Below are 17891 nucleotides of genomic sequence, written 5' to 3' on the forward strand. Positions count from 1 at the left end.
TACATTTGCCTCCCTTTAGTAATGAATTGAAAATGCCTAACTTAATTATATAGCAAGCGATAGCTTAATTGAAAATCGTTAAAAATCCATTTTCACCCTCATTTTTTGCGCGCTTGGTGGACAAAGTAGATTATGTTCTAAAACCTTTTTATTAATAGTTCGAATTAAGTCCGCTGCTTCTGCAGTATTTGTATTTTCTTTCAGTTTTTCTTTTAAATCATCAATTTCTTTTGAAAGCTCAATCCACCTAGGTAAAACATGATTATTTGCTAAAGTTCTATAAAGTTGCTTTTCAGGATTGTAAGAAAGATCTTTATCAAGATTAAGAGGTTTCCCTTTACCAGGTAAATTATCAAAAGCTCCTTTCTGTTCTGCTTGTTTAACGATAGAACTAATATGATCCTCATACGTATAAGACCAAACTTTCTCATCTTTTACTAAAATCTCTTGTTTTTTTAGTTTTTTATCTAGTTCTTCTTGATTCATAGATTTTCTCTCCTTTTTATTTTATAGTGTGCTTCTTATCTATTTCAAAGCTTTCAATCCATCTAACAACTTTTTTCACCCTCACACGCTATCATGACCGTCTCGAAACTCTTCATAAGTGGTTTTGTACCCTTTATCTTTTAAAGCTCTATACAAGTGGTTATTGGCCGTTAAAAGAGGTTTGTTTTCAAGTTGTCCTGCTACCATATAAAAGTGAAGTTGAGTTGCAATAGAATTTATAGATGAAATTTGATTTTCAATCCAAGGAATATCGTTTTCAAAAGTTAGTTCTTCTAGCTGATTAACATGATCTACAGCAATACATGGCGGTATTCCATTTTCGTAAATTAAATAATTGAGTGTTTTTGCGATTGAAGATTACTTAATGCATGGATTTTTATTAAAGACAATGAAATGTTCTTGAAGATGTGAAGTTTGAGAATAATTATGAGGTAGATCAAGATGTTTTGCCCTTGCTGCAATGTGGCAGTAAGGATATTTAATTTTGATAGAATGATATAAGAGCCTTGCTACACTTTTGTAATAAGACTCTTTAAATGAGTTATTTACTAGAATAATTGTCTATTGCTTGAATAGAAAGTTCCAACGATTTTATTCTTCTTTCTAAAAGCGTTCTTTGAGGACTCCCAAGCTTTGACTTAACGTAAATCTTTTCAATTGATGGAAGCAAACCAATTAGAACATTACGAGCTTCTGCTAAATCTTCCTGAGTATAATGATGAGTTTCTTGCTTCCAAACACTTTCTAACATAGCTAAGCCGATACTAGCTGCTTTGAGTCTTTTTTTCACTAAAGTAGTATTTGATCCTTTTTGAGTCATCTGTGACAAGGCATTTTCAAGTTTACTAATTGTTGACTGTAAAGATTTTATTGATTCTACTTTATCTATATTTGATACGTTTTTCATGTTAATGTTATCCCTTCTACGTTGCTAACTTGTTTTGTTTAATGTTTAATGAAATCCTTAAAAGCTTGATTTCACTCGAAATATTTTAACATAAATAACTAACTGTATTCGAGTTGGACAATAACTTAAAGCAAAACAGCTATTCCTCTCTCCTCCCCTGTAGCATTCTATTATATGTACTTCTTTCTTCTCATTAGAATTCCTATATAAACTAGTTGTTAATATTGAATGTTTTATGAACAAAAAAACGTACAAGTAATGTAACCTGTACGTTTTCGCTTTTATTCAGTAAGGTAATAAAGTAATAGCTTCCTGGTCTTCTCATAATTCATGAAATCTCTATACAAAATAGGATACTTCACAATTTCTGTTTCTATAAAACGATATTGCGGAAACCACTCAAAAAACGATTTTTTTAACCACTTGATTTGCTGAAACGTAATGTTCTGTTCGTTTCCGTTTAGTACAGAACTTAAAATTGCTGCTGTATGCATCCAATAATGATTAAAATCAGCGTTTATACAGTCATCTTCGGTAAACTCACTTTTTAAGTTTAGCTGCATTTTTGCTGTAGCACGATAAGGAAACGATTTGTGCAGTGGACTATGCATTCTCTGCAATTCATTAAAAATCACCTTTTTACCTAATAGCAACTTTCCACCCCTTTATTTCTCTATCCAATTTAATAAGTTTTCATAATGATATTGAGCATCGATATACCCAAGATTATATAGGTTAACGAGCTTTTCCTTATTTCTTTCTATTCCGCTTATAGGAAGCTGTACACTTGGTTGAATTACATAAAAATTATCTTTTTGTTCTTCTCGATTCATATAAGATATCGTCTCATTATAAAAACGATAATGGTTTACTAAATTCTCTGCGATTTTCGGATATTTTCTATATAAAATTTTAGCCAGGCCTGAAAATTTATTTCGCTGCTTCTCATATCCTTCTGGCTTTGTCATAATGACAACGTTCTTTTCATAACCATCCTTTTGGGCTTTCAAAACTGGTATAGGGTCTATAATCCCTCCATCTAATAATTTTCGATTATTATATTCTACAGCAGGTGCTATAAACGGTACAGAGCTTGAGGCGCGAATGATTTTTAAAATATCATTTCCGTGTTCTGCTTTATTATAATAAATGGCTTGTCCTGATTCGCAATCAGTCGTCCCTATGACAAACTGTTCATTACATTTTAAGAAAGTTTGAAAATCAAATGGTACAATTTTATTAGGTACTTCATCAAATAAAAAATCCATTCCGAATAATTCACGTTTTCGAATTAAGTTTCGATAAGATATATACCTGTAATCTGATACTAGCTCTGTATTTACTTTCTTATTTCTACCTTTTTGACGTGACAAATAGGTTGCTCCCATACAGGCTCCAGCTGATACGCCGACTACATACGGAAAGAATAAGTTCTTTTCCATGAAATATTCGAGTGCACCTGCAGTATATAAACCTTTCATTCCTCCGCCCTCTAATACTAAACCAATATTCTTCATGCTATATCCCTCTGCTTCTTTTTTCTTAATTTCATATTAGCATAAGATTTTAAGATGAGGTTATATAAACTAATTACAACAATAACCAGAAACTACTAAAGTAATGTCATAATATCTTTGTGAGTAACATGTTACAATATAAGTAATTCATTCCACATATATTAAAGGAGGAATTTAATATGGGTTTATTTAGCGGTATTTTAGGAAATGCATCAAATACGAGTTCTGAAAGTGTAGAACGTGATTTAGAGAAGATTATGCTAGACGATGAAAAAGTAGAGCATGCTTATAAATTAATTCGTGATCTAATCGTATTTACAAATCGTCGTCTTATTTTAGTAGATAAACAAGGAGTAACTGGCAAAAAAACAGAATACCATTCTATTCCTTATAAAAGTATTACACAATATAGCATCGAAACGGCTGGGCATTTTGATTTAGATGCAGAACTTAAAATTTGGGTGTCTAGTATGGAGGATCCAATTACGAAAGAATTTAAAGGTGACGATAGTATTTTAAGCATTCAAAAAGCGTTAGTAACCTTTACGACTAAGTAGTGGTTTTTGTATTTTTATTCATTTTTAAAATTACTAACCCGAGTATTTTGGAATAACATACATTATTTTTGTATATTTAATCTAAAATAACATAAAAAGGTAAAGCGTATTTTATATGCTTTACCTTTCTTTTTTGTAATAAATAAGTGTAGTTTCATCATTTAATTTCTTTATAACTTCTGTTCTTTTATAACCCATCTTTTCGTATAAAAAGCAATTTTTCTCTTCTTCTAAAATAGTAGCAAGTTCCCAGCTCGTTGCTTCAGGAAACATTTCCTCAATTAATGTAAGTACCTTTTGGGCAATTCCTTTTCCTTGATAACTCGGGTGAATAAACATTGGACTGATCCAAAATTTAGAGGGTGTTTCTTTTGGTGAAATGCATATCGCTCCAACAGGATTCATTGCCACTATTATTTTATAGAAGCCACCGTCTACATGATTTATTCTACAAATAGTTTTTTCGATAGTTTCATTTGCTGGATTTGTTTCATAGTCTTTATATTTATGTAATAAAGGGCTATATGAGTCTATTTGCATTTGAAATATAACTTCTGCATCACTTTCTGTCGCCTTCTCTAATGTAATCTCCATGTTACCAATTAAGTCGCTTTCTTAACGAGGTAATATGAGCGGTATGATGACGACCATGCCATGCGTATAGTCCTATTGCAACAGCAAGTTTTGTTTCACCAGTTTCAGGATGGTTAAATGTCTTTTCTAAATCTTCAATTTCTAGAGAATATAAAAGGTTAACCCATCTTTTATGTAATGAATCTAGCATTACTAGTGAAACATCTACCGGTAATTTTGAATCGGGTAACTCTGCCCACTTCTCTTCTTTATACGGCTTAATAGTGGGATTCTTTTCTGTCAGTGCTAATTTAAAGCGTATGTAGCTATTCATATGACTATCAACGACGTGATGAACTACTTGACGTACAGTCCAACCTCCAACGCGATATGGTGTATCTAACTGCTTCTGATCTAAATCTTTAATTGCCTTTGTTAGTTCATTTGGTAAATCTTCAATTTCTTGAATCCATGTATCAATCATTTCTTCAGTTATAGGACGTTTGTATGTAAATTGGCCAATTGGATAACGTAAATCATTCATGAATAAGTCCTCCTTATTATAAGCGTGAAGTATTTCTCCAAATATAGTGTACAAACTTCACATGTTCTCCATTTAATTCTACAGAAGTTGTATCTGATTCGTTTTGATAAGAAGAAAATCCGCTTTTTTCTAGTACAATTTGTGATGCGAGATTATTAGTAGTTGTTTTAGCATGAACTTCAGTAATTTCATTATTTTTCGCTACATCTAAAATTAATTTTACGGCTGCTGTAGCAACTCCTTTTTTAGTAAATTTTTCTCCGACCCGATACCCTAGCGAACTAATTTGAGTTTCCGTATCTATATCTACTAAATTAATTCGCCCTACAATTTCTTTTTCTTCATTACGAATTAAATAAAAATAAGAATCTCCATCTGCTTGTTCTATTAATAAATCGTCTAGTAGTTTTTGGAAATATTCAAATTCAAAATATTTTGAGCCACGATTTGGCACCATTGTTTCAAAAAAAGATTTATTCGTAAGTTCAAACGTAAATAAATCCTTAGCATCTTGTTTCTTTAGTTGCTCTATGTATATTTCCATCCCGTATTCTCCTTCTAGATTTACTAACTGTTATACATTCTTTTTTAATCAATTATATTCCTGCTATTACTTTCGATTAAGTAATACAGATAGTAGCACTTTCGGATGAAAAAGATGAAATGGACTACGAATTAAATTCATCACTCGTACTAACCGAATATAAACATCAGAATTACTTGCGGATAGTCGATATATTTGTTTCGTATACCATAGCTGAAATTTTTGTTTTGTAGTTAATTCTCTCTTTAGTTGCGGATGACGTGATATTTCCGTTGTTGTCATATCCCATGGGGTTTCTATTATATTAGCTGCCTTTTTATAAAATTGTTGTGTAAATGTTTTATCAAGTTGTTTTCTACCTTGCAGAAGTAATTGCAACTGGTGAGCCTCCATAGCAGCAACTGATACGCCTTGGCCGAAAACGGGATCAAAACGACATTGCGCATCTCCAACAACTAATAAGCCTTCTGGTACATTATTCACTAAATCAAATCGCCGGCGTACTTGATAGGGAATTTTGTATGTCTTTATATCAGTAATTCCCTCAGCCTTGTTTAGGAAGTCTGTAACATTAGAAATTGATAGGTTTTCAGCAAAATCATAAAACTCATCATCTGTTTGTGGTGCTTTCTCGTTTGTGTATCCACTGAAAGTAACAAAATAACGATTATCTTCTATCGTTTGAATAAGAACGCCATAAGGGTTATCAGGGAAACTCGGAGACATTAGCACATTGCAACAGTCTAATTTCTCATTTTCTTTAAGTTTGAACATTTTCGTTGCGTAAAATAAATCAATACGAACTTTCTCTTCTTGTACTTCAATTTCGTATTCTCGTAACCACTCTATACTTTTTGAGCCAAATCCACTCGCATCAACTACAAGGTCTGCATGAACTTCTTCTTGTATGTCTGTCTCTAAATATTTAACTTTTACTCCACACACTTTGTTAAGCTTTTCATCTACCAATAATCCTTTAACCAATGTTTCATATTTAATAGTAATATTTGAAATCTGATGTATTCGTTTTTGAATATGCCATTCTAGTAAAGGACGACTTTGTTGAATCATATGTACTTCCCCTATGAACGGTTGTTTCCATAGACCGAATTGATGCCATTTCAAATCACGTGTAAAGTTGTTTATAATACTACCCGCTTCTATTAATTCATTCGTAATAGTAGGAAACAATTCTTCAATTGCTTTTTCTCCACCTTTTAATAACACGTGAGGATGATTACTTTGTGGAACTCTTTTTCTTGAAGCTTTTCCATCCCATTTTTCACCGACTTCTAAAATGATTACTTCTTTAAAAAAAGTTGATAATGCTTTTGCTGCAAACTTTCCTGCCATACTTCCACCAATAACGATAGCCTTATTAAACATATTTTCCCCCTTAATAAAAAGAGATCCTGCCTTGTATGAATGAAACAGGATCTTAAACTAATTAACTTCTTTATCATTATACTTAAAATACATCAGTAAATTGCAACGTTAAAATTAAAATACCTAATCCCCATACGTAATACGCGAATACTTTTAAGGAGTGACGTTTTAAATATTGAATCATCCATGAAACGGCTATGTATCCAAAAAACGCTGCTGATAACGTTCCGACAATTAAAGATGTACTAGAAATAGATTCTGCTTTCCCTTGAAAAACGTCTGCAAATTGCAAAATGATAGCTCCAACAATAGCTGGTGTCGACAGTAAAAAAGAAAAGTAAGCAGCAGTTTCACGGTCTAATTTTCTCCATAATGCAGCGACAATTGTCATTCCAGAACGGGAAATGGCTGGAAAAATAGCAGCAGCTTGAAATGAACCGATAATTAATGCGTCTTTATATGTTATGTCATCCATTTTTTTACGACCATTCTTTTGTTTATCTGCCATGTAGAGAAAGAATCCGGTCACTAAAAACTCCCAACCGATCGTGATTCCTGTTTTTGAAATATCTTCAAAGAAGTCTTTAAACAATAAACCAATAACAACTGCAGGTATCGTCCCAACAATAAGTAATAACATGAGCTTTGAAAATGGGTTTTTAATTAAATATATAAATTCTTTTTTGTAATAAATAAACACTGCAAGTAAAGTCCCAATATGCAACATCGTATCTAAAAATAAGCCTGCTTCATCTAATTGAAATAAATGCCTTCCTAAATAAAGATGTCCGGTACTACTGATTGGTAAAAATTCTGTTAAACCTTGAATTATACCTAATATGAAAGCTTCTAACCAATTCATGATGGTCTCCTTTCTCTTTTGCTTGTACCAATATATGAGGGTTAAATTTTCGATATGAAAAAAACTATATTTCTCTATGAATTTACTTTTAGTTTATGGATATATATGTAAAGAGAATTAAGGAGGGTTATTATGTGGAAGCACACAAAATTCGGTAATGTATTACTTTGGATGGGCCCTATCCTTGTATTTTTAGGAATATGTATGACAAATGTTATTTCAGATATTCCTTTCTTTGAGGGAAACCATAAAACGCTTGGTATTGTACTTATATTTATAGGGATATTCTGTTTTATTGTGGCTAATTATTTGAAAAAAGGAGAAAGATATGAAGAATAAATCTAAATAAAAAACAATCCTGGCATATTAGCTAGGATTGTTTTTTTATTAATGTTGATTATTTGTAGAATACTTTATCAACGTTATATTTCGCTTTGTATTCATTAATGATATATGTTTCGTAAATTTCTCTTTCTGTTGGATCTTCTACGATACATGCATCAATGCGGTATACTTCATCACGGTGATTTTTAATTGGTGAAACATTATCTTCAAAATGCTTCTTAATACGTTGTCTAATTTTACGAGCTTTACCTACGAAAAGTAGTTCGTCATTAATATTGTAAAACATAAAAATGCCGCCTTTATCTCTAGGGAACAAGTGGAAATCGATAAATCCATTAATTGGAGTAATGATTGGCTCGTCTCCTTTAATAACTTGTTTACGTTCAGTAATTGTAACATCAACTTCAGGGATACTAATTTTAATCAAGTTCATTCACGTCCTCTTTTATTATAAAGATAAATAATAGCATACATATGTAAGAAAAGCTACGTTCATAGGTATATTTCATTTTATAATTCAAATATTATAGGTGTATCATGTAAACTCTTCTTCCAAATCATATGATCACTTGATTCTCCCCAATAATCTTTCAGTACATAACTAGGCTCTCCAAACTTCTTTGTCCATATACTTTGCGCTTTTCTGTATCCACTATCTAAACAGAATTCTGTTATTCCTCTGCTAAGTAACGTAAGAAACATTGTATGTAGCAGTAAACTCCCGATACCCTTTCTTTGATACTCTGGAAGTATAAATACAGTTCCTATTTCATACAAATCCTTAAGTACACCACCTGTACAACTATTAATCAATGTACTTGCTGGACCAACTTCAATTGTTCCAATGATTTTATTGTTATTTGTATCAAGTGCTAATAAAAAGTAACGTTTTTCTCCATTACTATCAAAATCTGTTTTCAAATATTGCTTTTTCATGTTAATTTCATTTTCTATGTCATCCAATAGTTGTGATAATCCTTCATTTTTGTATGTATTCGTAATAACGATACGGAAAAATAAATATAGTTCATCTACATCATTCAAATTCGGTCTTCTAACTGCAACGTTAGTCATGAATACATTCTCCAATCTTCATTATGCCATTGTCAATACACCACTTTACATAATCTATTCATCATTATTCTGCAAAAACCTGCATAAATCCAGCAATATAGAAAGCTCAGTATAAATATTAATAAAATAATTTTCATGTCCATAGTTGTATGAACAGTAGGACCAAGTACCGGAAAACGGAAAACATCGAGAACGATCATAATACCTATAAGTAGACACGTTGCTGAAAAAGAAACTATCCAAATTCTCCTCTTAAATTTTAAAAAGGCTAGTCCTAAGGCTAGACCTAATAAGCCTGTAGTAAAAGGAAAGATAATTAGTTCACTTGGCTCAATAATAAATAATAGAAAAATAGTAAGAATATAAGAAAGTATTCCCTCACGAATAGAATAGAAAATAGCAAAAAAAATCGGTAATGTCGAAAATGGACTAATGAGCAAACCTATACCAGGAACTAAGTTACCCGCTGCTTGAAACATGGTGGCTAATGCACTCATCAAAGCTGTAAGTACTAACTTATTCGCAAGGGACAATTTTCTTTTATGAACAAAGCTTATATCATGCTCTATCATCAGTTGATACCAATAACGTACAAACCGATTTATTAAAATCCCCCCTAAAGACACCTCATTCATTACTTTCTATATTATTCGTACACATACGGTTTATGAGTTACTTTCTGCAAGTTAATAGATGCTCATACATTGAAGATTTTTAGGGGGATAAGTTAAGTCGTGCGTTTTGGGAACAGAATGAATTACTTATATTATATTTTTAGACTGATAATTTGTATCGTATTAAGGGATAATTTCAAAAATGGTACCTTTATTAAAATCAGTTACTTTCATAGAACCGTAAACTCCTAAATATAATTTAGTTTGATTCAAATTTGTTCCTAAACTCATATAATAAGCTGCTTGCGTACCAAAATCATAATTGGTTTCAATAGCATGAAAGTCAGCATGTTTACCGTCTGTACCTGCTCTAGTATAGGCTAAAACACCTTTAACTGGCGGTCGAGAATCTTCTTTCTTAGCAAGGTCAGTAAACACTACGCTACCTGTTAAATTTGGAATTGCATTTCCCATATATGGCTGAACTCCTGTAAGGGAAGTTCCTCCAAACTTATCTGTTCTAGAATCTTTATGAAAATAACTAAGTAGAGGTAGAATGCGCTTCACTGAAGTTTGTATTGTTTCATCATAATAAGTCATTGTTCTTTCATCCAAAGTCTGATTTTCGGAACAATGCCGTATAAAAGAAGTAGGTAAATCCCCTTCCCATCCTCTCCAACCAAAATTGATAAACCCATCTTGATTGGGAGTGAGCCTCATAAAATGCATTTGAACAAGTTCTGTAACCGGTATAGGTTTATATTGAACAAATGAAAAAATAGACTCTACAATATCTTGTCCGACATTTCCGGCGTATTTGATATATTGATTATAAAACCTTTGAAATGAAATGCCGGTTATATTACGTACTCCTTTTGCAATTACTGTAAGTGTTTCTTGTATAGAGAAAGGGAGTTCATTAAAGCGTGTAACTACAGGAGGGTTATTTATAAATGTATTTTTACTTACATCGATTTCAATTATTTTACCTGCTATTTCTAAATCATCTTGGCTTAAATTAAATGGATCATAACCTGATCCGCCATCTCCATTTGTAAAAATAAGTTTTCCAGTCTCAGGTGAAAAGTTTAAACTATTGACTCCGTTATGATTAAAAAATGGTCTTCTTACATTCAGTAATGTTCGTCGCTTTTGAGCTTGACCATTAGGTTGTAAAGTCCATTCTTCCACAGTATCAATGTGATCATATTGCGTATTTCTATTAACCCACTTTAAATTTAACGTTTTAGGGTCACAAGGATTAGGTTTAAATTGTTCAGAAAGTGCACCTGGCCCTTGAGTTCCGGCTACTGAATAATGTAGATAAAATAACCTATTTTGATAAAATTGTGGATGGAACGCAAGTCCTAGCAATCCGCGTTCATCATAACCGCTACTAGAAACACCTTCTTCAAATGTACCTAATTTAATAATTAGGTGACGAATATCTAAAAATGTCTTTATAACTCCGTCCCCTATGTAAAAAATCTCTCCTAATTGGGTTGCGATAAATAGTCTTTCGGTCGATCCGCCTGGAAGTATTGTTGTTTTCAATACGGTTGGTAAATTTATATTATGAACAATGGGTCGTAAACTAACTTTAACTTTTGTCAATTAACTGTACACCCCTTTTTCTTCTTTTTATAGAAGAATATGATTAGAGTAGTTCTGTTAGTATCAAACAAGTCGTATTCCTTTTTATTACAATTTTGTATATAATATAATTATAAATAATCTGGGGGACGAACTATGATAATCGTACTACAAATCATCTTACCACTAATTTTCGCAGTCTATTTATTTACCCTCTATCATAACGGGACGTATGGATCAGCTTCATTCATTTTAGCAGTCATGATAGGAATTTTCGGTTTAGAGAATATTTTTCAATATGCTAGTCTAACAGATCATGCTATTTATCCATATTGGGGAAGTTTGAAGGCTGTTGTTATCGTTTTATCAGTCGTATTTCTATTTAAAAAAGGTGGTTTAACAGGAAAATATTGATTTGTAATGCGTTACATATTTTCTTGTTAAATTGCTTTTATTTTATAAAAGAAGAAATATTTATGTGAAAACAAGAAGGGATGTGTTACATATGTCTATAAATATTATTTCAATAATCTCTATCATAATATGGATTGTGTTAATTACAGAACTTATAAAACCTTCAAAAGAACAGAATGGACGAAAAATAGTAACTTTAGTAACTGCTGGTTCCGTATCAACACTTATTTTAACGGTTTCATTTATTCAAAATATCCCGTTTTGGAATTGATAGTGATATAACTAACAAAAATATGTATAAATAAAAAGATTAGGATTCACTCCTAATCTTTTTATATTTTGAGGTAGCACCATATGCCCAGCAAGCTAAGGTCTTGAAGTAGCCCCTAAACAAAATTTTAAATTTTTCTAAAGTTATTTATGTGAATTCAAATCGTTTTCAGGAATATATGTGCATTCCTTTTACAATTTGAATTTCTTTTTAAGTTTCTTATATTTTCTGTACGAACGTCTAACAATGTTTAACATAAAATACGGTATTTTAACCGGGAAAGGCAATTTATATATGAAAGGAAAATAAAAGGTGAAATATGCCTTTTCTAGGTCTCTCCACTTACTATCTTCTTTTGTTTTTAAGAAATCAGATACATCGACTACATATCCCCTTCCTTTTTCCATCATCACATTTTTCCCGTGAACATCACAAGGAGTTAACCCTTGTTCCCTCGCATACTCTAAAGCCTCATTAATATCAAGTATTACTTGCTTAGGAATTTTAATCCCCTTATGAATAGCATCGTATAAGGTAATTTCTTTTAAACGTTTCAATACTATGAAATTTTCTCCTTTATATATAAGCTTTGAATAAGAAGGATGATCTCCAATTCTTCGGTATACTTCTGACTCTTTTTCAATTCCTTCTCCTTCTCGCACGTAAACTTTCACTACCCAATCTTTGTATTCTTTGTGCATGAATACTGCGGCATAATTACCTGTTCCTAAACACTTCCAAAGTCTAGGAATATCTTTAACTACTACAGGCTCGAATTCATCCTCACTTCTTATATTTACCTCTTTTAATAATTCGTCCTTTATCAATCCCACAAAACTATTTATACTCATCATTCCCACTCCGGTTTTGCTAAAAGGGGGCCCACCCACATTTTAACGAAAATATACACTAAGCGAATTTTAGCATAAAACGAGTCATCTTTCTTCTTAAAATAAAAAGCTAACTCATTTTATTTAAACTGTTGAATACTTAATATTTATTCCGTTATTCATAGCCAAAAACCGTACGATATAAAAATATTTCTAACTATTTTCATTTTTTCAGAGTCAACTGTATTGGGCTTTTCTTAGTACAAGTTCTCTTAGTAAATTACCTATACAAAATCTATATTACTCTATTTTATAATCTAAAACATTGTTTAGAAGTGTAGCAAAGGTTTGTTAATGGTTCAATTCTTGTTCCACTACTATCTTTGTTAGCTAACACTTTTATTGTTTTAATAATCTTTTATTTAATTCCCACAATGCTGTTTTGTTGCTATCCCATTTCAAAAACGTTACTGCTTCCTCAAAGCATAACCATTTATAATTGAAGTGTTCTTTAGATAATGATATGTTTTTTGTAGGGACTTTAACTCCAAAAGAAAATTCTTTTATTACATAAACCTCTTCTCCCCAAAGGAATCCTCCAACTACATCTTCTACTGATAGTGAAGACACAGAATCTAATTGTATATATGGACATTCTCTTGTAATACCAGCCTCTTCAAATGCTTCCCGTTTTGCTGATTCAATAGGAATCTCACCGTCTTCTCCGCCACCAGCTATTCCTTGCCAATAACCATAATCACTTCGATTAAAAATGGCATATTGAATAGAATCGGCAGTTTTTATATAAGGAAATATCAATACTTGATATGGCGCTCTCATTACTTAACCTCCTCTCGAAAATAAGTTTTAAATCAATATGAATAAAGAGCCGACATCACAATTCTACATTATTAATGCAGGTTTATAATGTCGGCCCTCTATTTTTAAATAATTTTATTTTTCATAAACAGGCTTACTCTTAACAGAGGAAAAACTACTTATTCTCTGTCGAATTTGTTTAGCATGGTTTTTCCTAAATGTTAGCAGTACCCTATATTATTCAATTGCGCCAGCAACATCATAATCATTTAAATCTAATTCAATCGTTTGTCCGAGCGCTAGTTTAGCAAGTTCCGCTCCTAGATATGGACCAGCTGTTAAACCCGAAGCTCCTAATCCATTCGCAACGAGAATTCCTTCAAAGTTAGGTAGCGGTCCGATAACAGGTAAGAATCCTGGTGTAAATGGTCTGAATCCAACTCTTGTTTCAAGCATTGTAGCATTTTCTAAGCCAGGCGCAACTGTTAATGCCTTATGGAATACTTCATGTAAACCACCTGCTGTTACACGATGATCGAAACCAGTATCATTCTCATGTGTTGCACCAATTACGACATGACCATTGTCAAACGTTAAAATATATTGATCGTTCGGTGGCATAACAACTGGCATATTTTCTGTTGCTGTATTTTCAATTTGCAGATGAACAATTTGTCCTTTTTGGAATGTAACTAAAAAATTAATTCCTAATGGGTTCAAGATTTCATTCGCCCATGCGCCTGCAGTTACAATAACCTTTTCTGCTAAAATTGTTTCATCGTTTACTGTAACTCCAGTAATATGATTTCCTTCACGGACTAATATGGCATCGCCTTTTATAAAAGTTGCACCATGTTTTTTCGCAGCACTTATTAACGCATTGCGTAATAATCTTCCATTTACTCGTGCAGCACCACTAATATGAACAGAACTATATTCGTCTGATAATGCTGGGAATAATTTTTTTGTTTCTTCAGCTGATAAGCGAGTTATTTCACCAATCTCTGGGGCATCTTCACGTCGTTTATAAGCTCGCTCTTCCATTTGATCTAACTTTTTCTCGTCAGTATGTAAACTAATTGCACCTACACGATTATATCCTGTGTCAGTTTCACCGTCTTCTTCTAATTGCTGAATTAACGAAGAATAGTAACGTGCACCGCCTTTAACGATTTTATACCATGCTTTATTACGACGCTGTGATAGCCATGGACATACAATACCTGCTCCTGCATCAGTTGCTTGCCCTAATTGTTGGCGATCCACGATAGTAACATTCGCACCTGCCTTAGCAAGATGATAAGCAGTAGACGCTCCTAAAATTCCAGATCCAACTACAATATACGATTTCATTTCAAACACCTTTTCTCTTTTGCTAATTATATAAATATAAGAACATTCCTTAGTATAATGGAAAGAATGCTTTTTTCAATGCACTCATCACAATTAATTGTTGCAGCATTGTGACTTTCTTAATCATTATTTTTTCTTCTTACGGAATAATTCAATTGTTTTATAGCCTTGTGAAAGGATCTCTATCATTTTCTCTAGACGTTTTTCACGTGTTTTTTCTTGTTTTACAGAAAAAAGATTACGTGCCCAATCTTTCTGATATCCAGGCGTTAAACTTTGATAAAACTTAAGTTCATTCGGATGATTAGCTAATAATGCTTCAACATCTTTAATTCGATCTGCATAATCGGCAACACATTGACTCATAGCAGATGTTTTTGTTGTTTTTTTCTTTTCACGTTTTAAACCAACAACAGTAAAGACTTCATCCATACTTACCATTCGTGCAAATTTAATATCGCTTTCTCCCACATAACCATCTTCTCCAACGTTTAATGCCGGAAACATCTCATCACGGTGAATAAACGTACTATAACGAGCATTACCTTTTTTCGGATATGCGAAGAATACGTAACCTTTTTCAATTAGTAATTCTTCATTACTAATAATAAAATTCGTTTGTTTCACCATTTCATCAAGCGTTTCTACAAATATAAAGATAGCATCGTGTTCTTTTGAGAATGCAGTTTCTTTACCTGTAAAAATGTCATAATCACTTGGTTCGTTAATAACGACCATATTTGTATACTTATTAAGTTTCAATTTATCAATAACTGACATAATAATCTTCCTTTACATTCAAAATTCATTGTACATACTTTTTCGTACTGTTCTAGTGTATTATATGTATTAAGAAAATCAAACTTTAAATCGTATTATTCTGCTGCAAAAGAACATAATTCTTTACTAGATGGGGTGGTTTTATGCCATATGTAATCCGAGATGAAGGGCTAGTTTTACAAGGGGATGATGGAACAGAACCAATTTTTCATACATATGAAGAAGCTGAGGAAACATTAAAAACATTAACTATACCGCAGTTTCCGAAACGTATTAGAAGAAAACCATTTACACCAAAAATAATAAAAATAGCCGCTTCTGAATAAGAACCGGCTATCTTTATTATTCATGACTTAATAGCAAATAAAGTATATAACAACTCTCTATATTGATCTTCTGTAATTTCATGCTTAGTTTTTTCCCCATGAATAATTTCGGTTAAACTTGTATTCGTTAATGAAATATGGCCAGAGTTCGTCAACTTTACTGCAATTGGTCCCTTATTAAAAATAGACTTCTCATCTTCTATCACTCTTCTTTGAACATCATTTACTACTATCTCATCAATAATATGTTTATAAAAAGCATGACAAACTTTCCATTCTCCAGCAGCATCTTTTCTTTCTAAAACATAATTTCCTCTACTCGTATCTTTTTGTCTCACCCGGTACGAACCATTTTTTGAAGAAACAGATTCACCAGTAAAAGGTACAGGAACAAGAGGTACTAAAGAAGCTATACCTACATCAATTAAATACTGTACATTATTATAAGTTAAAATAATTGTTATATGGCCATCCTCAAGTGCCCATGCATTTATATCGTTTTTATAAACCGTACCTAATGCCAGTTGCACATCATAACCACAGTCTCTTAAAAAATAGTAAAAAAGAGTGTTTAATTCGTAGCAAAGTCCACCACGGGAACTAGTTAAAATTTTCTCTCGCAAGTTTTCCGGAGAGATTTGATTCGTATTACACGCTATAACATCTAAATTCTCAAATGGTATAGTGTGTGCAAATGCAAAGAGAATTGTATTTAATTCTTCAAACTTCACTTCAGTACGCTTTGCAAGATTCAATCTTGTAAAAAGCTTATGTTGTAGACTTGTCATAGTCAGCACCCCTTAAAATGTATAAGTTAAAATAGTATATGCTGATTGTAAATTTGATGGGGTACTGAAACAATGTACATTTCGTTTAACTGTACCGGTACAAAAAGTCTAACCGACAAGATCACTTAAGATAAGAAGCTACGAATAGAAATTTAATAGTTTGTTTATAGGTAGATTATTATGATCGCTTAAATCAACAAAATACTGAAGTTGCCACATTTGGCTCTTTTTAGCTTGATTGCTAACAGTGGTATCCCAAACAGGATAAATTCTCATTGCCATTTTCCCTGTTTGACTTGGTGTTCTCAATATTTTTTCTTTAAGAAGAATTTCTTTAGGAAAAATAAATTGCCCTAGTTTATTATCAGCAATACAAGTGATTACTAATAAATCAGGAGCAGCTTCATAAGAGAAAGCTCTATTTCGCATATTTTCATCTTTCTCCCAAAAAGAAACAAATTGCCCAATTTTATTAGGAGTAACTTTTGATTTTCTAAAACGAATGGTTTTGTTATTTAAGTGGAATAAACATCCTGCATATTCTGCGTTTTGCTTTTCTTCTTTTAGATTCGTAATCATTAAATTGTTAGGTTTGTAAACTATATTGTTTAAATTTCGGATCGTATCATTAAAATTGTTCAAAAAAACTCCCCCTTTATCCACCTCTTAGTTTACCACAAACATCAGTTCTTCTATATCGTATATAATCATGAACTAAGTGAAATGAGGGAATTTAGCAGGATATAATTATTACTTTAATGTACTTAGTTTTTCAATTGCTTGTTGTTCAGTTGCTAAGTAAAAAATGTCATTCCCTTTATTACATTCATAAATAAAATCCTTTAAGCTCTTACTAGTATACATAGAGAAATCTCCAACAATAGCAATCTTTACCTTGTAGTTTATAAACTTTTGAAGGATATCGCCCGCAAGCCGTGTTTTTAGATCAAAGAAATCTTCACTTATTAAAGATTTATGGATAATAATATGTTTCGCATCTACCTCATATTGAACGGTTGCCATAGTATCTAATGCAGACTGAACATCCGATATTAATACCTTATCGTTTCTAATGAGCGCAATATTGATTCCATCGATTACTACTTTCTTTATTTCCATAGTCCCACCCCTTTATAATTTACACAGTATGAGTAAAATTGTTTTACAAAACTTCGTATTAATCATAGATTAAATTAGCCACAGCTATTAAAATCGCCTCTATTTTTTATTGTAAGTATATATTTTTTATTACTAATACGGTCAATGAAATTAATGATAGTTTCTCTT

General features: G+C 32.1%; 25 protein-coding genes and 1 pseudogene. 5 read left to right on the forward strand and 21 right to left on the reverse strand.

What is annotated here, in order from left to right:
* Nucleotides 1–78: 78 nt before the first annotated feature.
* The 5 genes and pseudogenes from N2V79_RS29225 to N2V79_RS13085 all read right to left on the reverse strand — a co-directional run bounded on the left by N2V79_RS29225 (nucleotide 79) and on the right by N2V79_RS13085 (nucleotide 2931).
* The gene (locus tag N2V79_RS29225) at nucleotides 79–486 is read right to left on the reverse strand and encodes a DnaJ family domain-containing protein (RefSeq protein ID WP_001987779.1); all 408 of its coding nucleotides are present in this window, start codon (nucleotides 484–486) and stop codon (nucleotides 79–81) included.
* 81 nt (nucleotides 487–567) lie between these two features.
* Nucleotides 568–960 (reverse strand): annotated as a pseudogene (locus tag N2V79_RS29230) (hypothetical protein); the annotation flags it as partial.
* Nucleotides 961–1048: 88 nt separating this feature from the next.
* Nucleotides 1049–1414 carry a hypothetical protein gene (locus N2V79_RS13075; RefSeq protein WP_029442483.1) on the reverse strand — a complete coding sequence of 122 codons (366 nt, stop codon included), beginning with the start codon at nucleotides 1412–1414 and terminating at the stop codon, nucleotides 1049–1051.
* A 281-nt stretch (nucleotides 1415–1695) separates the two neighbouring features.
* Nucleotides 1696–2067: a YxiJ-like family protein gene (locus tag N2V79_RS13080; protein WP_053564294.1), complete on the reverse strand. Its 372-nt coding sequence runs from the start codon at nucleotides 2065–2067 to the stop codon at nucleotides 1696–1698.
* A 12-nt stretch (nucleotides 2068–2079) separates the two neighbouring features.
* The gene (locus N2V79_RS13085; protein ID WP_053564293.1) at nucleotides 2080–2931 is read right to left on the reverse strand and encodes a patatin-like phospholipase family protein; all 852 of its coding nucleotides are present in this window, start codon (nucleotides 2929–2931) and stop codon (nucleotides 2080–2082) included.
* A 179-nt stretch (nucleotides 2932–3110) separates the two neighbouring features.
* Between N2V79_RS13085 and N2V79_RS13090 the strand changes: the two genes are divergently transcribed.
* Nucleotides 3111–3488, forward strand: a complete 378-nt coding sequence (locus N2V79_RS13090; RefSeq protein WP_000522472.1) for a PH domain-containing protein — start codon at nucleotides 3111–3113, stop codon at nucleotides 3486–3488.
* Between the two features lie 120 nt (nucleotides 3489–3608).
* Here the strand turns inward: N2V79_RS13090 and N2V79_RS13095 are convergent, their stop codons facing one another.
* From N2V79_RS13095 to N2V79_RS13115, 5 genes are all read right to left on the reverse strand, one after another.
* Nucleotides 3609–4082, reverse strand: coding sequence for a GNAT family N-acetyltransferase (locus N2V79_RS13095; RefSeq protein ID WP_340719938.1), 474 nt, complete (start codon nucleotides 4080–4082; stop codon nucleotides 3609–3611).
* A gap of 1 nt (nucleotide 4083) precedes the next feature.
* The gene (locus N2V79_RS13100; RefSeq protein WP_000999070.1) at nucleotides 4084–4605 is read right to left on the reverse strand and encodes a YfiT family bacillithiol transferase; all 522 of its coding nucleotides are present in this window, start codon (nucleotides 4603–4605) and stop codon (nucleotides 4084–4086) included.
* A gap of 16 nt (nucleotides 4606–4621) precedes the next feature.
* Nucleotides 4622–5149, reverse strand: coding sequence for a GNAT family N-acetyltransferase (locus tag N2V79_RS13105; RefSeq protein ID WP_000409236.1), 528 nt, complete (start codon nucleotides 5147–5149; stop codon nucleotides 4622–4624).
* 66 nt (nucleotides 5150–5215) lie between these two features.
* Nucleotides 5216–6535: an FAD-dependent monooxygenase gene (locus N2V79_RS13110; protein ID WP_340719939.1), complete on the reverse strand. Its 1320-nt coding sequence runs from the start codon at nucleotides 6533–6535 to the stop codon at nucleotides 5216–5218.
* An 82-nt stretch (nucleotides 6536–6617) separates the two neighbouring features.
* The gene (locus N2V79_RS13115) at nucleotides 6618–7397 is read right to left on the reverse strand and encodes an undecaprenyl-diphosphate phosphatase (RefSeq protein ID WP_053564291.1); all 780 of its coding nucleotides are present in this window, start codon (nucleotides 7395–7397) and stop codon (nucleotides 6618–6620) included.
* A gap of 132 nt (nucleotides 7398–7529) precedes the next feature.
* Here N2V79_RS13115 and N2V79_RS13120 point away from each other — a divergent pair, with 132 nt between their 5' ends.
* Nucleotides 7530–7736 (forward strand): hypothetical protein, encoded by a 207-nt coding sequence (locus tag N2V79_RS13120; RefSeq protein WP_340719940.1) that lies wholly within the window; start codon nucleotides 7530–7532, stop codon nucleotides 7734–7736.
* A 58-nt stretch (nucleotides 7737–7794) separates the two neighbouring features.
* Here N2V79_RS13120 and N2V79_RS13125 read toward each other — a convergent pair whose 3' ends face one another.
* The 4 genes from N2V79_RS13125 to N2V79_RS13140 all read right to left on the reverse strand — a co-directional run bounded on the left by N2V79_RS13125 (nucleotide 7795) and on the right by N2V79_RS13140 (nucleotide 11044).
* Nucleotides 7795–8175, reverse strand: a complete 381-nt coding sequence (locus tag N2V79_RS13125; RefSeq protein WP_001048947.1) for a nucleotide excision repair endonuclease — start codon at nucleotides 8173–8175, stop codon at nucleotides 7795–7797.
* 77 nt (nucleotides 8176–8252) lie between these two features.
* Entirely contained in the window at nucleotides 8253–8816 is a 564-nt protein-coding gene (locus N2V79_RS13130) for a GNAT family N-acetyltransferase (protein ID WP_340719941.1), read from the reverse strand.
* Nucleotides 8817–8848: 32 nt separating this feature from the next.
* Complete coding sequence (locus tag N2V79_RS13135; protein ID WP_340720341.1) at nucleotides 8849–9421, reverse strand: hypothetical protein; 573 nt, start codon at nucleotides 9419–9421, stop codon at nucleotides 8849–8851.
* 192 nt (nucleotides 9422–9613) lie between these two features.
* Nucleotides 9614–11044 carry a PQQ-dependent sugar dehydrogenase gene (locus N2V79_RS13140; protein WP_340719942.1) on the reverse strand — a complete coding sequence of 477 codons (1431 nt, stop codon included), beginning with the start codon at nucleotides 11042–11044 and terminating at the stop codon, nucleotides 9614–9616.
* A 135-nt stretch (nucleotides 11045–11179) separates the two neighbouring features.
* Between N2V79_RS13140 and N2V79_RS13145 the strand changes: the two genes are divergently transcribed.
* Entirely contained in the window at nucleotides 11180–11437 is a 258-nt protein-coding gene (locus tag N2V79_RS13145) for a hypothetical protein (protein WP_000587696.1), read from the forward strand.
* A gap of 91 nt (nucleotides 11438–11528) precedes the next feature.
* A complete protein-coding gene (locus N2V79_RS13150) occupies nucleotides 11529–11708 on the forward strand; it encodes a hypothetical protein (RefSeq protein ID WP_000026312.1) in 180 nt (59 codons plus the stop codon).
* Between the two features lie 191 nt (nucleotides 11709–11899).
* Here N2V79_RS13150 and N2V79_RS13155 read toward each other — a convergent pair whose 3' ends face one another.
* From N2V79_RS13155 to N2V79_RS13170, 4 genes are all read right to left on the reverse strand, one after another.
* Nucleotides 11900–12559: a serine/threonine protein kinase gene (locus N2V79_RS13155; RefSeq protein ID WP_340719943.1), complete on the reverse strand. Its 660-nt coding sequence runs from the start codon at nucleotides 12557–12559 to the stop codon at nucleotides 11900–11902.
* Nucleotides 12560–12937: 378 nt separating this feature from the next.
* A complete protein-coding gene (locus tag N2V79_RS13160) occupies nucleotides 12938–13378 on the reverse strand; it encodes an NUDIX hydrolase (RefSeq protein ID WP_001202588.1) in 441 nt (146 codons plus the stop codon).
* Nucleotides 13379–13594: 216 nt separating this feature from the next.
* Nucleotides 13595–14710, reverse strand: a complete 1116-nt coding sequence (locus N2V79_RS13165) for an NAD(P)/FAD-dependent oxidoreductase (RefSeq protein ID WP_000844384.1) — start codon at nucleotides 14708–14710, stop codon at nucleotides 13595–13597.
* 126 nt (nucleotides 14711–14836) lie between these two features.
* A complete protein-coding gene (locus tag N2V79_RS13170; RefSeq protein ID WP_000110844.1) occupies nucleotides 14837–15490 on the reverse strand; it encodes a YdeI/OmpD-associated family protein in 654 nt (217 codons plus the stop codon).
* Nucleotides 15491–15633: 143 nt separating this feature from the next.
* On the opposite strand from N2V79_RS13170, the gene N2V79_RS13175 reads away from it, so the two are divergent.
* Nucleotides 15634–15816, forward strand: a complete 183-nt coding sequence (locus N2V79_RS13175) for a hypothetical protein (protein ID WP_340719944.1) — start codon at nucleotides 15634–15636, stop codon at nucleotides 15814–15816.
* A gap of 20 nt (nucleotides 15817–15836) precedes the next feature.
* Here the strand turns inward: N2V79_RS13175 and N2V79_RS13180 are convergent, their stop codons facing one another.
* The 3 genes from N2V79_RS13180 to N2V79_RS13190 all read right to left on the reverse strand — a co-directional run bounded on the left by N2V79_RS13180 (nucleotide 15837) and on the right by N2V79_RS13190 (nucleotide 17723).
* The gene (locus N2V79_RS13180; RefSeq protein ID WP_340719945.1) at nucleotides 15837–16604 is read right to left on the reverse strand and encodes an arylamine N-acetyltransferase family protein; all 768 of its coding nucleotides are present in this window, start codon (nucleotides 16602–16604) and stop codon (nucleotides 15837–15839) included.
* A 138-nt stretch (nucleotides 16605–16742) separates the two neighbouring features.
* The gene (locus tag N2V79_RS13185; protein WP_141544965.1) at nucleotides 16743–17246 is read right to left on the reverse strand and encodes a MepB family protein; all 504 of its coding nucleotides are present in this window, start codon (nucleotides 17244–17246) and stop codon (nucleotides 16743–16745) included.
* A 108-nt stretch (nucleotides 17247–17354) separates the two neighbouring features.
* Nucleotides 17355–17723: a DUF4180 domain-containing protein gene (locus tag N2V79_RS13190; protein ID WP_061660937.1), complete on the reverse strand. Its 369-nt coding sequence runs from the start codon at nucleotides 17721–17723 to the stop codon at nucleotides 17355–17357.
* Between the last annotated feature and the right edge of the window lie 168 nt (nucleotides 17724–17891).

The sequence above is a fragment of the Bacillus sp. CH_70 genome (assembly GCF_038007045.1).
In the GTDB taxonomy this organism is placed as follows: domain Bacteria; phylum Bacillota; class Bacilli; order Bacillales; family Bacillaceae_G; genus Bacillus_A; species Bacillus_A cereus.

Bases quoted from the DNA above. Each gene is read 5' to 3' on its own strand.
- N2V79_RS29225 (WP_001987779.1), bottom strand. From the start codon at position 486: ATGAATCAAGAAGAACTAGATAAAAAACTAAAAAAACAAGAGATTTTA.
- N2V79_RS13075 (WP_029442483.1), bottom strand. From the start codon at position 1,414: ATGAAAAACGTATCAAATATAGATAAAGTAGAATCAATAAAATCTTTA.
- N2V79_RS13085 (WP_053564293.1), bottom strand. From the start codon at position 2,931: ATGAAGAATATTGGTTTAGTATTAGAGGGCGGAGGAATGAAAGGTTTA.
- N2V79_RS13090 (WP_000522472.1), top strand. From the start codon at position 3,111: ATGGGTTTATTTAGCGGTATTTTAGGAAATGCATCAAATACGAGTTCT.
- N2V79_RS13095 (WP_340719938.1), bottom strand. From the start codon at position 4,082: ATGGAGATTACATTAGAGAAGGCGACAGAAAGTGATGCAGAAGTTATA.
- N2V79_RS13100 (WP_000999070.1), bottom strand. From the start codon at position 4,605: ATGAATGATTTACGTTATCCAATTGGCCAATTTACATACAAACGTCCT.
- N2V79_RS13105 (WP_000409236.1), bottom strand. From the start codon at position 5,149: ATGGAAATATACATAGAGCAACTAAAGAAACAAGATGCTAAGGATTTA.
- N2V79_RS13110 (WP_340719939.1), bottom strand. From the start codon at position 6,535: ATGTTTAATAAGGCTATCGTTATTGGTGGAAGTATGGCAGGAAAGTTT.
- N2V79_RS13115 (WP_053564291.1), bottom strand. From the start codon at position 7,397: ATGAATTGGTTAGAAGCTTTCATATTAGGTATAATTCAAGGTTTAACA.
- N2V79_RS13120 (WP_340719940.1), top strand. From the start codon at position 7,530: ATGTGGAAGCACACAAAATTCGGTAATGTATTACTTTGGATGGGCCCT.
- N2V79_RS13125 (WP_001048947.1), bottom strand. From the start codon at position 8,175: ATGAACTTGATTAAAATTAGTATCCCTGAAGTTGATGTTACAATTACT.
- N2V79_RS13130 (WP_340719941.1), bottom strand. From the start codon at position 8,816: ATGACTAACGTTGCAGTTAGAAGACCGAATTTGAATGATGTAGATGAA.
- N2V79_RS13145 (WP_000587696.1), top strand. From the start codon at position 11,180: ATGATAATCGTACTACAAATCATCTTACCACTAATTTTCGCAGTCTAT.
- N2V79_RS13150 (WP_000026312.1), top strand. From the start codon at position 11,529: ATGTCTATAAATATTATTTCAATAATCTCTATCATAATATGGATTGTG.
- N2V79_RS13155 (WP_340719943.1), bottom strand. From the start codon at position 12,559: ATGAGTATAAATAGTTTTGTGGGATTGATAAAGGACGAATTATTAAAA.
- N2V79_RS13160 (WP_001202588.1), bottom strand. From the start codon at position 13,378: ATGAGAGCGCCATATCAAGTATTGATATTTCCTTATATAAAAACTGCC.
- N2V79_RS13165 (WP_000844384.1), bottom strand. From the start codon at position 14,710: ATGAAATCGTATATTGTAGTTGGATCTGGAATTTTAGGAGCGTCTACT.
- N2V79_RS13170 (WP_000110844.1), bottom strand. From the start codon at position 15,490: ATGTCAGTTATTGATAAATTGAAACTTAATAAGTATACAAATATGGTC.
- N2V79_RS13175 (WP_340719944.1), top strand. From the start codon at position 15,634: ATGCCATATGTAATCCGAGATGAAGGGCTAGTTTTACAAGGGGATGAT.
- N2V79_RS13180 (WP_340719945.1), bottom strand. From the start codon at position 16,604: ATGACAAGTCTACAACATAAGCTTTTTACAAGATTGAATCTTGCAAAG.
- N2V79_RS13190 (WP_061660937.1), bottom strand. From the start codon at position 17,723: ATGGAAATAAAGAAAGTAGTAATCGATGGAATCAATATTGCGCTCATT.